Genomic DNA, 12,203 nt, shown 5'->3' with positions numbered 1-12,203 from the left:
TCCATTACTGGAAGTTTTGTAGGTTCCAGTTACCGATGTCATCTTCAGTACCAACTTGCCCGTCAGGACCTGCACTGAAAATATCGATTCGACCATTTTCGCCTGGGCTCAATAGGAAGTAATCATTGCGCCATGGATCCTGAGGTAAACGTTTTAGGTAACCATCTGGACGGTAGTTACGTGGTTCAGGTGAAGACGTTGGCTTTTGCACTAAAGCATCTAAACCTTGATCAGTCGTTGGATAAACACTGTTATCAAGACGATACATATCTAGGGCATTCTCTAATGCAACAATGTCAGATACTGCTTTTTGTAAATCAGCTTTATCTTTGTTACCCATAAGGTTAGGTACAACCATTGAGGCTAAAATACCTAAGATCACGATAACGACCATGACTTCTAAAAGGGTAAAACCACGTTGTTTACGATTGACTTGCATTGACGACTTCCTCCAGTGCACACCACATTGGCGTGACAAAAATAATATCTAAAAACTTGCGGCGCTAGCCACTAATCAAGTTATTCAATTCTAAAATAGGTTGTAAAATGGCCATCACAATGAATAACACTACCGAGGCCATACTCACAACCAACATAGGTTCAAATACACCTAAAGCAATGTTCACATTCGCTTCAAACTCACTGTCTTGGTTATCAGCAGCACGCTCCAGCATTTGCTCTAACTGGCCACTTTTTTCACCCGACGCAATCATATAGAGCATCATAGGTGGAAAAAGTTTAGTATTTGTCAGCGCAGCACCTAAACTTGTACCTTCACGTACTCTTGCTGTCGCATCATCAACAGCCGCGCGCACTTTCACATTGACTAATACTTCACTCGCAATTCGCATACCTTCAAGTAACGGCACTGAACTTGCCGATAAAATACTTAAAGTTCGTGCAAAACGCGCAGTGTTAATCCCTTTACTGACTTTACCGAGCACTGGCGCTTTTAACAGCCAAGTATCGAACACCATTCTAAAATTAGGTTTTTTCAGCATTTGTTTGAACAACACAAATGCGGCAAACATCAGTCCCAAGACGACTAAACCATATGACTGCACAAAGTCTGATGCAATAATCAAAAATTGCGTAGTGCCCGGTAACTCTTGGCCCATGTGCTCAAACTGGCCAACAACTTTTGGAACTACAGCCGCTAATAAAACAGCAATAACGCCGATAGCAACAACGGTCAGTACAATCGGGTAAATCATCGCCTGAGTAAGCTTAGACTTAAGCTGTTGACGACGTTCGGTGTAATCAGCGAGACGATTCAATACCACTTCTAAATGACCAGACTTTTCGCCTGACGCCACCATTGCACGGTATAGATCATCAAAAACATGGGGATATTCTGCGAGTGAATCAGCTAAGCTATAACCTTCAACAACCCGTGAACGTACAGCCATCACTAAGCTAGCAAGTCTGTCTTTTTCACACTGCTGTCCAACCGCTTTAAGCGATTCTTCAATCGGCAAACCCGCAGCAACTAGGGTCGCTATTTGACGGGTAATTAGGGCAAGTTCTGCCACCGAGATACCACGTTGGAATAATTTAAGACCACCCGTTTTCGCTTTCGCTTCTTTTTCGGCAACAGGTTGTAACTCAAGTGGCATTAAGCGTTGTTCACGCAGCTGACTACGCGCGTGACGCGCTGTATCTGCTTCAATCACACCTTTTTGCTGTTTGCCATTGCTATCAAGGGCTTTATATTCAAACGCTGCCATTGATTATTCCTCGCGAGTTACGCGCAATACTTCTTCTAAGGTTGTGACACCATCAAGTACTTTACTCATGCCATCGTGACGAATACTTGGGATGGTTTGACGAACATATTTCTCAATTGCAAGCTCACCACGACCGCCGTGAATTAACTCACGAACATTGTCATCAACCACGAGTAACTCATGAATACCAGTACGGCCACGATAGCCATTATTACCACACTCTTTACAGCCATTAGCGCGGTAAATAACGCGAGTATCATTGGCGGTCACGCCTAATAATTCACGCTCTCGCTCATCAGGTTCATGGGGGATCTTACATTCGTTACATAGAGTTCGAATCAATCGCTGAGCTAATACGCCCAACAAACTTGATGAAACAAGGAACGGTTCAACACCCATATCTTGCAAACGCGTAATCGCGCCAGATGCGGTGTTGGTATGCAGTGTTGATATCACTAAGTGACCGGTTAATGATGCTTGAACAGCAATTTGCGCGGTTTCTAAATCACGGATTTCACCAATCATCACCACATCAGGATCTTGACGTAAGATTGCACGTAAACCACGAGCAAAGCTCATATCGGCTTTCATGTTCACTTGCGTTTGACCGATACCTTCAAGCTCGTACTCGATAGGATCTTCAACGGTCAAAATGTTGGTATCTTTTGAATTGATCTCAGTTAAGCCTGCATACAAGGTGGTACTTTTACCAGAACCTGTCGGGCCAGTTACCAAGATAATGCCATGGGGTTTACGAATAATGGCATCGAACTGTTCACGAATCGATAATGTCATACCCAGTAATTTTAAATCGAGATTACCGGTATTTTTATCCAGTAGACGTAGCACAACACGCTCGCCATGACTTGATGGCATGGTTGATACACGCACATCGACCGCTCGACCTGCAATACGCAGTGAAATACGGCCATCTTGGGGCACACGTTTTTCAGCAATATCTAAACGCGCCATCACTTTAATACGCGAAACCAGCAGCGAAGACAGTTTACGATTTGGTTTTAACACCTCTTTTAATACACCATCAATACGGAAGCGGACAATCAATTGCTTCTCATATGTCTCGATGTGAATATCTGAGGCTTCTTCTTTAATCGCTTCCGATAACAAGGCATTAATTAACTTAATAATTGGTGCATCATCATCGCCTTCTAATAAATCTTCAGTTTGCGGCAGTTCTTCGGCTAGAGTGAATAAGTCCATCTCGTTGCCAATGTCTTCCATCAACTGCTGTGCTTCTGATGAATTTGCTTGGAAAGTTTGAGTTAACTTAGCTTCAAACTCATCAATCGGTAATTTACTTAGCACGAGTTCTTCACCAGCATAACGACGCACTTCGAGCATCGCATCTAATGGTGTTTCACTGGTGTAATACAATTTTAGTGCATCAGTTTCTTTGGCTAATGCCAAATTAAACCTGTGTGAAAAAGCAAAAGGTAAGCGCTCACGACTGGTTGAAACAAACACCTCATCATTGAGTTCATCTGCTTCTAAACCTAAGTCTGTTGACACTTTCGCCAATTGTTCAGTCATTTCTGCTTCACTCATTGGCGTTATCTTCTGATGCTTCTGCGTCTTCTTCAACCGATTCAGCTGCTTTGCTGGCTGCTTCTGTTGCAGCGCGATCTTTTTCCATGCTCTCGCTGATATGCTTCAATGCTGGATCCGAATCACGCATCTTAGTTTCTAAGTTCTTACCTTCTTTATAACGATTTAAGACTTCGTTAACTTCATCAGGTAAGTAAGCCTCTTGATCCCATTCATCAAGTATTGGCACATCAGTATTTGGCATTAAGTTAACACCACGTTCTTGTTGTTCGATTTGCAATGCGCGGAAGTAGTTATATTTACGTCCCGCAATACCTTCCATAGTAATACCATCACGAATAATCGTAGGCTTGATAAATACCATCAGATTTTTCTTTTTCACGCCACTTGAAGATGACTTGAATAAATGACCAATAATCGGTAAATCACCTAAGAATGGTACTTTTTGAACCGACTCTTGGGTTTCTTCATTGATCAAACCACCTAAGACAACGATTTGCCCCGAATCGGCCATCACAGTAGTGGTTAAGCGACGAGTCGCAAACGTCACATCGACACCCGTTTTACCGTTAATCCCTGAGACTTCCTGCTCAATGGTTAACTTAACAGCATTACCCTCGTTGACTTGTGGTACCACTTTAAGTTTTACGCCGACTTCTTTACGTTCAACCGTTTGGAAAGGGTTAGAGTTACCATTACTTGAGTTTTGGCTACCCGTTAGAATTGGCACTTCATCACCAACAATAAATGAAGCTTCTTGGTTATCTAGTGTTGTGATAGAAGGTGTAGCAAGTACGTTTGATTTAGTATCACTTGATACTGCTTGTACTAATGCGCCAAAATCACCAGCGGTAACGCCCCACGCCATGCCATTCACTTTACCTAACGCTTGCGCCAGTAAGGTAATGTCACCACGGGTATCAGGGTTTTCGGTACAGGTACCATTTTCAGTACAGACTGTGGTGCCTTCTTCGCCTTGAGCTTGCCAAATACCCGCACCAATTTCACCGATGGTAGGGCCTAAGTTATTAAACTGGGTGCCACCACCTGCGGCAGTTGCCCACTGCACACCAAAACCAACATCATCACCTTCTGAGACTTCAACAATAATCGCTTCGACTAGGACTTGTGCACGACGAATATCTAATTGGTTAACGACACTTTCAATGGTGCGCATTTGATCTGGTTCAGCGCTGATAACTAATGCATTAGTATCAACGTGAGCCATGATATTAATTTCTTTACGGCGCTTATTGCTGCCACTCTGGCCAGTATCCTGGTCGCTTTGTAGTTGCTCAGCAAAACCTGTTAATACTTCAACTAAATCTTCAGCCTTAGCGTAACGTAAGTAACGGACTTTGGTATTACCTGTTGTAGCTTGCTCAGCATCAAGACGGCGGACCAATTCGACTACACGCTGACGGCTTTTTTCATCACCACTCACAACCACGGCATTGGTTCGTTCATCAGCAACCACTTTAGGTGCTTGGCCTGGCATTTGTGCTTGGTTAGCTGTTGAGCGGTACAAAGTATCAATAATACGAACGATTTCGCCTGCTGATGCAAACTCAAGCGATACTACCTGTACTTCCGTATCACCTTGTTTATCTACACGGCGGACGATTTCGACTAGTTTATTTACGACTGCAGCACGACCTGAAATCATCAATACATTTGATGGGTCATAATTTACAACGTTACCGCCACCCGCATTATCATTTAGCTGACGTAATAACGGCGCAAGTTGTTTAGCTTCGGTATTATAAAGGGCCACAATACGTGTAACCATTTCATCACCTAAACCAGGCTTAGCATCATCGGCCACACGGATAGCTGCGGTTTTCGCATCTTTATCCTTGATGACTTTAATAACACGGTTTTCCATTTCGACAACGGCATAACCATAAACTTGCAATACGTTGAGGAAGAATTGGTAATACTGTTCATCATCCAATAAGTCGTAACTACGGACGTTAATTTTGCCGCGGACAGTTGGATCGACAATAATCGTTTTATTGAGGTTCTTACCTACAATATTAATGAATTCTTGAATATCTGTGCCTTTAAAATTGGCAGCATATTGCTCCGACCAAGCCGCTTGAGAAGCAAGCATTGCTATACCAGCAACCATCCCTGCTAATAACTTGCGTCGAATTCCATAACTCTTCATTATTTTCAATCCTCTACTGCCTAACTATTCTGGCAAACTAAAAATTATTTCTACTAACTGTCCATCACGTTCAACCATGACGCCGACTTCTGTTAATTCTGGTAATTGCGCCATAACTTCTAATGATTGTCCCATGTCGGTCAAATCATAGCCGTTGATGGATTTGGCTAAATCATTTGCTTTAAATCCCGCAGCCGCAAATAAAGATTTATTTTTACCTGGGTTGAGGCGATAGCCGCTGACACCGTCGGCGCCGCGCACTGGAGAAATGGCTAGATAGTCAGTCAGCTTTCCTGGATCAGCTAATAGTTCATCACGTGAATCACTGATTTGCTGAGCAACCTCGGCATTTTGACGACGATCGTCACGCTGTACTTGACGGTCTTTTTTGGCTTGCTGTAATGACTGGTTAGCTTGGCTTTGGGTGGTATAATTTAAACCATCCAACATTAATGTCTCATAACGGCCAGCATTAGTAATGATGATACGGTCGGCATACACTTCTTTCAGCGAAGCAGAAGTGCCTTTAATTTTGTCACCTAAGCCGTAAGTTTCTTGATTACCTTTTGATTCAATGACAGCAAGACCGTTGGTATCAGAAGTAGAAGCCACCACCCCCGTCAATAAAATAGAAAGGTTAGTTTTAGGTGCATCAGTAATTTGTTCAACTGGAGCAGGTTTATTAGGGCGGCCATCTGCATTGGCGTCTTTTTCGCCAAATAATGCCAATCGCTGGACACTACTTAGCTCAACCCGTTTAGCGCTTGCTACCGAAGTTGGCGAAGGTTGCCATGCAACTGCCTGAGAATTTACTGGCATTAGCTTCCAGGTAATCTGCGCTGTCAGTAATAGCACAATCACTAATCCTAACCAGAATACAGCTGTGCTTAATGGCTTTTGGGGGATTCCCGCAGCCTTCGTTATAATTTTATCTAATACATCCATATTCGGCTTTGACCCTCTAGCAGGTCGCTGTTCTAATTCTGTTAATTTAGGAAATACTGCATCATGCTAACCCAGCCAGCTTATTGCAACAAGCCCATAGCATATGGATTGGCGAAATTGCACCGAATATGCTACATTTGCGCGCCTAAAAAGGCTGTGAGAAACGCCACGATATTGGGCTCTCGCCTGCATTTTACACGTTAAAAATGTCAACGGTGTGAACTCGTACCACTTTTGGGGGTGTTAGATGAGCCAAGCTCCATCTAAAACAGTGACTGTTCGACTCGACAAATGGTTATGGGCGGCGCGTTTTTATAAAACACGCTCATTAGCAAAAGAGATGATCAATGGCGGAAAAGTGCACTATAACGGTCAACGCGCTAAATCCAGCAAACAAGCTGAAGTGGGTGCCAAGATACGTTTACGTCAAGGCCATGATGATAGGGAAATAATTATTGCTCAGTTGTCGGAACACCGACAAGGGGCTGCTGTAGCGCAAACGCTATACGAAGAAACAGCTGAGAGCATTAGCAAAAGAGCGTTTAATGCCGAAGCCAGACGTTTGAATATATTGAACAATCCCGCTCCAGAAAATAAGCCGGATAAAAAACAACGTCGCCAACTTATTCGCTTTAAAGATCTATAACGATAGTTAAAGTACAACAAACGAGATAAAACATGAGCAAAGATATATTACATCGCTACTTATTTGATAATGCCGATGTCCGTGGTGAAATGGTTCAACTTGAAAAAAGTTATCAAGAAATCCTATCAGCACATGAATACCCAAAGGCACTCCAACTGATAATGGGACAGCTTATGGCTGCAACATCATTATTGACTGCCACCATCAAGTTCACTGGCGACATCAGTGTGCAATTGCAAGGTGATGGGCCTGTTTCTGTTGCTGTGATTAATGGCACTAACTTGCAAGCTCTTCGTGGTGTTGCTCGCTGGAATGGTGAGTTTTCTGATGAAGCCTCTTTAAGTGATTTGTTCGGTAAAGGTGTGATGGTGATTACCCTGACGCCTGATGAAGGCGAGCGTTACCAAGGTATTGTGTCATTAGATCACGATAATCTTGCCGCTTGTTTAGAAGAGTACTTTAACCAATCAGAGCAATTGCCAACACGCATTTCATTATTCGCTGATGGTAAGCAAGCTGCGGGTATGTTGCTACAAGTGTTACCCACTCAAACTGAAGAAAACGAAGACTTCAACCACTTATTGGCGCTCACTGAGACCATTAAGCAAGAAGAGCTATTTACGTTAGAGGCTGAAGACATTTTACATCGTCTTTATCATCAAGAAGATGTGCGTCTGTTTGATCCTGTAGACGTTAGCTTTAAATGTACTTGCTCAAGAGAGCGAAGCGCTAAAGCACTCGCTACGATTGAGCAAACTGAAGTGGAAGAAATTCTAGCTGAAGAAGGTAAAATCGAAATGGGCTGTGAATATTGCCCGCAAATGTATACCTTCGACAGCATCGATATTGCTGCAATTTATGCGGGTAACTTAGATGCTGGAAACAGTAACAACTGATCAAACCTACACAATAACTTTCAAGAAAAAGCGCCTCAGGCGCTTTTTTTATGTAAAAAATCTATCTTAAAACTAAAAAACCAGCTCAAATTACAAAAAAGTTACCAAACTGTTGGTTACCTGTTTTGTTTATTACGTTACAATGGCTTTGCTAAATTAGTTTTAGCATAAGCAAGCGAGAAAGTAAGTCATCCCAACTATAAATCGGCAATATAGACCGATAAACGACCTATTTACAACGGAGAAGCACCCGATGACAGATGGAACAAACAGCGTACACTTCAACCTTACTAGCGCTGAGTTAATTGAACTTGCTTTACAACGTAATGAAGGGCAGTTAACCGCCAATGGCGCATTAGTAGCAAAAACAGGCGAACGTACTGGTCGTTCCCCTAATGATCGTTTTATTGTTCAAGAAGCCAATACTCAAGATGATATTGATTGGGGCTCAGTCAACAAAGGTATTGCTGCAGATACTTTTGATGCACTTTGGGGCCGCGTTGAAGCTTATCTATCTGAGAAAGACATATTCGTATCTGAGCTAGAAGTAGGTGCTGACGATGCGCACTACCTTCCCGTTCGAGTCACCACAGAATATGCATGGCATCAAGTTTTTGCGCGTAACTTATTTATCACTCCAGAGCAGTTTAACCGAGGCGATAAAGACGTTTGGCAAATAATGAATGCGCCTGAATTTGTTTGTGACCCTGCCCGCGATGGCACTCATTCTGATGCGGTTGTGATGATCAATTTTGCCGACAAAAAAGTCCTTCTAGCTGGACTTAAGTATGCCGGCGAAATGAAAAAGTCGATGTTCTCGGTACAAAACTTCTTATTGCCAGCTAAGGGCGTGCTTCCTATGCATTGCTCTGCCAATGTCGGTCATGATGGTGATACCACATTATTCTTTGGTTTATCAGGTACAGGTAAAACTACCTTATCTGCTGATCCAAAACGTTTTCTTATTGGCGATGATGAGCATGGTTGGGCTCCCGGCGGTGTATTCAATATCGAAGGCGGCTGTTATGCAAAATGTATCGACTTAAGCCAGAAGAACGAACCGGTGATTTGGGATGCGATTCGCTTTGGTACGGTACTTGAAAATGTCATGTTAGATGAACAACGAGTGCCTGATTATACGAATACAACATTAACAGAGAATAGCCGCGCAGCTTACCCGTTAGAGCATATTGCTCAGCGTAAAGAAGAAAACCGTGGTGCTGAACCCAACTCAGTGGTGTTTTTAACTTGTGATGTCTCTGGTGTATTACCACCAGTGTCAGTGTTAACTAAAGAGCAAGCGGCTTATCACTTCTTGTCGGGTTACACAGCAAAAGTGGGCTCTACTGAAATGGGCTCAACTTCAGCAATTCAATCAACGTTCTCAACTTGCTTTGGTGCGCCTTTCTTCCCACGCCCTGCTGGTGTGTACGCAGAACTATTAATGAAGCGTATTGAGTCATTTGGTAGTCGTGTTTACCTAGTAAATACTGGTTGGACTGGCGGCCCTCACGGCGTTGGTAAACGTTTTGATATTCCAACCACTCGTGCAATTGTTGATGCGATTGTCAGTGGCGAGCTAAAAGATGTTGAAACTCAGCATATTGATAAACTGAACCTCGCTGTACCTGTAACGGTTTCAGGCGTTGATACTCAATTGCTCAACCCAGTAAATACTTGGGCTGACAAAAATGAGTACGCAAAATACGCCCAGCAATTAGCCGAAGAGTTCACAGCGAACTTTGCTAAATATCAGGTATCGGATGCAATCAAAGCCGCTGGACCTAATAGCTAGCACATTGATGCTGTAATACGCGTCAATATATGATTGCGCCAACACAAAGCCTCAAGTGACATTGAGGCTTTTTTATTTTATCCCTTTGTTCAAAATTGTTACATTTTAAACAGTAATATTATCAATTACCTCTCGCTAAGCCCTTGTCTCTCTTCCTATTTGATTTAATATAAAACGACATTCTATTTGCTCACACATAGGGATATCTATGCGCCGCGCCATACTTGCCAGTTTAATGATCAATTCGCTATTTTCTTTTTCTAGTATGGCCGAAACCTCAGAGCAAGCCTTAACAGAATTACCCAGTTTAGCTTCCCACCCATTTATCAATGATGAGATTTTACCACCGATTCAATCGTGGCAAGGGCAAAGTGAAGCGCTCATTTTAGATGCCTCATCACCTTGGTCAACGCCATTTGAGCAAAATGGTTTAACACATAGTCCTGATTACGAAGCCACCCATCAATGGCTAAATAAACTTGTTGATAGTAGTGATTTGTTATCACAAGTCTCGATTGGTAAAAGCCCTCAAGGTCGTGATATTTGGATGGTCGTGGCATCAGAATCAGGAGCGGCAACACCGGAGGCACTCTCAGAAAGCAATAAGCCCACCATTTTAGTCCAAGCTGGTATTCACTCTGGTGAAATTGACGGAAAAGATGCGGGGATGATGCTGTTACGGGATATGACTCAAGGCGATAAGCAAGCTTTGCTTGATAGAGTGAACCTGTTATTTGTTCCAATTTTAAGCGTCGACGCCCATGAGCGAAGTGATGAGTACAACCGTGTAAACCAGCGTGGCCCTGTCGATATGGGTTGGCGCACCAATGCTAGAAACCTAAATTTAAACCGTGATTACGCCAAACTAGATACGCTAGAATTACAGCATATGATCCGTGCCATCAATGTGTGGCAACCTGACTTATATATTGATGTTCATGTCACTGACGGTATTGATTATCAGTACGATGTCACCTTTGGCTATAACGTAAAACAAGGCTACAGCCCTGCAAGCTTTGAATGGTTAGAAAAGTATTACCGCCCAGAAGTTGAATCTGCACTGACAGATAATGGCCATGTCCCTGGGCCTTTAGTGTTCGCGTTAGACAATACTGACTTGTCAAAAGGCTTATCTTATTGGAATCCAAGTCCTCGATTTTCAAATGGTTATGGCGATGCACGCCACTTACCCACCATTTTAATTGAAAACCACAGCTTAAAACCTTTTAAACAAAGAGTATTAGGCACATACGTCATGTTAGAGCAAACCCTTAAAACGGTGGCAAAGCATGGCACAAAATTAAAAGCGGCGATTTATGAAGATAAGTACCAACGCCGACAACAGATCCCATTAACCTGGAATACAGTTGAGCAGCCCGGTTGGGATTTCAAAGGCATTGGTTATTCGCTTGAAGCCAGTGAAATTAGTGGCACAGAGGTAGTGCGCTGGAATGGGCAACCTAAGCTTTACCCTAACTTACCAGTCATGGGTAATACCGAAGCGAATGTTATGACTCAACGCCCTAAATACTATTATGTACCTGCCCAGTGGCACCAAGTGATTGAGCGCCTATCGATTCATGGCGTCAGAATGACGCCACTGACTGAAGCTAAAACGCTCAAACTAAGCCAGTATCAATTTGCAGAGCCGACATTTAATCAAAAAGATTATGAAGGCAGACAACGCGTCAAAGCCACCAGCAACAAAGTGAATATTGAAACAACATTACCTATTGGCACGATTCAAATTGCAACCAATCAACCATTAGGTGATTTAGCAATTTTATTACTTGAACCACAATCTGCCGATTCGTTTTTCCAATGGGGCTTTTTCAATAGCATCTTCACTCGTACTGAGTACATCGAAGATTATGCTGTAGAGCCACTCGCAGCAAAAATGTTAGCAGAAGATGAAGCCTTAGCGGCAGAGTTTAAAACTGCATTAGAAGATGAAAGCTTTGCTAATGATTCAAAAGCAAGACTGCGCTGGTTTTATGAAAGAAGCCCTTATTACGATAATCAATATATGAAATACCCTGTGCTACGTTCACGATAATTAACTAAACAAGACCAAATGACTAAAAAGCCACCTGAAGATAATCTTTAAGGTGGCTTTTTATTGGCTTTAGCTTCACAGGTTAATTAATCCGTTTGATAATCTGCGATCAAGGCGAGTTTTTTAGCCCGAGTGAGCTTTTTAACCGCTAACTCACGTTTTGTCGCTAAGCTTCTGTCTGCGACACTTTCTTGATAGACCAGAGTTAATGGCCCTTTGCCTTTAAGGTATTTGGCTCCTTTTGTGCCACCAGCCTGATGTTCAGCAAAACGTCTTTTAACATCAGTGGTAATGCCTGTATATAAATGGCCGTTATGGCATTTCACCATATAAAGAAACCAGTCGTTCTTTTTCGATACAGGCTTGATTACAGGAACCTCTGCGGAAACCTTTTCGGAAACC

The 12,203-nt window shown here is 42.8% G+C and carries 10 protein-coding genes; 4 read left to right on the top strand and 6 right to left on the bottom strand.

Annotated features, from left to right (window positions below):
- Positions 1 to 4: 4 nt before the first annotated feature.
- The 5 genes from gspG to gspC all read right to left on the bottom strand — a co-directional run bounded on the left by gspG (position 5) and on the right by gspC (position 6,408).
- Positions 5 to 439, bottom strand: a complete 435-nt coding sequence (gene gspG, locus BCU84_RS08315; RefSeq protein WP_102527624.1) for a type II secretion system major pseudopilin GspG — start codon at positions 437 to 439, stop codon at positions 5 to 7.
- A gap of 64 nt (positions 440 to 503) precedes the next feature.
- The gene (gene gspF / locus BCU84_RS08310; RefSeq protein ID WP_102527623.1) at positions 504 to 1,727 is read right to left on the bottom strand and encodes a type II secretion system inner membrane protein GspF; all 1,224 of its coding nucleotides are present in this window, start codon (positions 1,725 to 1,727) and stop codon (positions 504 to 506) included.
- 3 nt (positions 1,728 to 1,730) lie between these two features.
- The gene (gspE, locus tag BCU84_RS08305; protein WP_102527622.1) at positions 1,731 to 3,293 is read right to left on the bottom strand and encodes a type II secretion system ATPase GspE; all 1,563 of its coding nucleotides are present in this window, start codon (positions 3,291 to 3,293) and stop codon (positions 1,731 to 1,733) included.
- Positions 3,286 to 5,463 (bottom strand): type II secretion system secretin GspD, encoded by a 2,178-nt coding sequence (gspD, locus tag BCU84_RS08300; RefSeq protein WP_102527621.1) that lies wholly within the window; start codon positions 5,461 to 5,463, stop codon positions 3,286 to 3,288. Before gspD ends, gspE begins: the two co-directional genes overlap by 8 nt.
- 24 nt (positions 5,464 to 5,487) lie before the next feature.
- Positions 5,488 to 6,408: a type II secretion system protein GspC gene (gspC, locus tag BCU84_RS08295; protein ID WP_102527620.1), complete on the bottom strand. Its 921-nt coding sequence runs from the start codon at positions 6,406 to 6,408 to the stop codon at positions 5,488 to 5,490.
- A 247-nt stretch (positions 6,409 to 6,655) separates the two neighbouring features.
- On the opposite strand from gspC, the gene hslR reads away from it, so the two are divergent.
- From hslR to BCU84_RS08275, 4 genes are all read left to right on the top strand, one after another.
- A complete protein-coding gene (gene hslR / locus BCU84_RS08290; RefSeq protein WP_102527619.1) occupies positions 6,656 to 7,054 on the top strand; it encodes a ribosome-associated heat shock protein Hsp15 in 399 nt (132 codons plus the stop codon).
- Between the two features lie 32 nt (positions 7,055 to 7,086).
- Positions 7,087 to 7,950 carry an Hsp33 family molecular chaperone HslO gene (gene hslO, locus BCU84_RS08285; protein WP_102527618.1) on the top strand — a complete coding sequence of 288 codons (864 nt, stop codon included), beginning with the start codon at positions 7,087 to 7,089 and terminating at the stop codon, positions 7,948 to 7,950.
- A 253-nt stretch (positions 7,951 to 8,203) separates the two neighbouring features.
- Positions 8,204 to 9,745 (top strand): phosphoenolpyruvate carboxykinase, encoded by a 1,542-nt coding sequence (locus tag BCU84_RS08280; RefSeq protein ID WP_102527617.1) that lies wholly within the window; start codon positions 8,204 to 8,206, stop codon positions 9,743 to 9,745.
- Between the two features lie 208 nt (positions 9,746 to 9,953).
- The gene (locus BCU84_RS08275; RefSeq protein ID WP_102527616.1) at positions 9,954 to 11,801 is read left to right on the top strand and encodes a M14 family metallopeptidase; all 1,848 of its coding nucleotides are present in this window, start codon (positions 9,954 to 9,956) and stop codon (positions 11,799 to 11,801) included.
- A gap of 86 nt (positions 11,802 to 11,887) precedes the next feature.
- Here the strand turns inward: BCU84_RS08275 and BCU84_RS08270 are convergent.
- Positions 11,888 to 12,203: GIY-YIG nuclease family protein (locus BCU84_RS08270; protein ID WP_241906388.1), on the bottom strand; the 316-nt coding region annotated here is incomplete at its 5' end.

Source organism: Shewanella sp. 10N.286.51.B7 (genome assembly GCF_002873615.1).
GTDB lineage: Bacteria > Pseudomonadota > Gammaproteobacteria > Enterobacterales > Shewanellaceae > Shewanella > Shewanella electrodiphila.
This window is presented reverse-complemented; position numbering and strand designations above follow the sequence as displayed.

What these genes read in the sequence shown, in the direction of transcription:
- gspF (WP_102527623.1), bottom strand. Translation starts at nt 1,727, where the DNA reads ATGGCAGCGTTTGAATATAAAGCCCTTGATAGCAATGGCAAACAGCAA.
- gspE (WP_102527622.1), bottom strand. Translation starts at nt 3,293, where the DNA reads ATGAGTGAAGCAGAAATGACTGAACAATTGGCGAAAGTGTCAACAGAC.
- BCU84_RS08280 (WP_102527617.1), top strand. Translation starts at nt 8,204, where the DNA reads ATGACAGATGGAACAAACAGCGTACACTTCAACCTTACTAGCGCTGAG.
- BCU84_RS08275 (WP_102527616.1), top strand. Translation starts at nt 9,954, where the DNA reads ATGCGCCGCGCCATACTTGCCAGTTTAATGATCAATTCGCTATTTTCT.
- hslR (WP_102527619.1), top strand. Translation starts at nt 6,656, where the DNA reads ATGAGCCAAGCTCCATCTAAAACAGTGACTGTTCGACTCGACAAATGG.
- gspG (WP_102527624.1), bottom strand. Translation starts at nt 439, where the DNA reads ATGCAAGTCAATCGTAAACAACGTGGTTTTACCCTTTTAGAAGTCATG.
- gspD (WP_102527621.1), bottom strand. Translation starts at nt 5,463, where the DNA reads ATGAAGAGTTATGGAATTCGACGCAAGTTATTAGCAGGGATGGTTGCT.
- hslO (WP_102527618.1), top strand. Translation starts at nt 7,087, where the DNA reads ATGAGCAAAGATATATTACATCGCTACTTATTTGATAATGCCGATGTC.
- gspC (WP_102527620.1), bottom strand. Translation starts at nt 6,408, where the DNA reads ATGGATGTATTAGATAAAATTATAACGAAGGCTGCGGGAATCCCCCAA.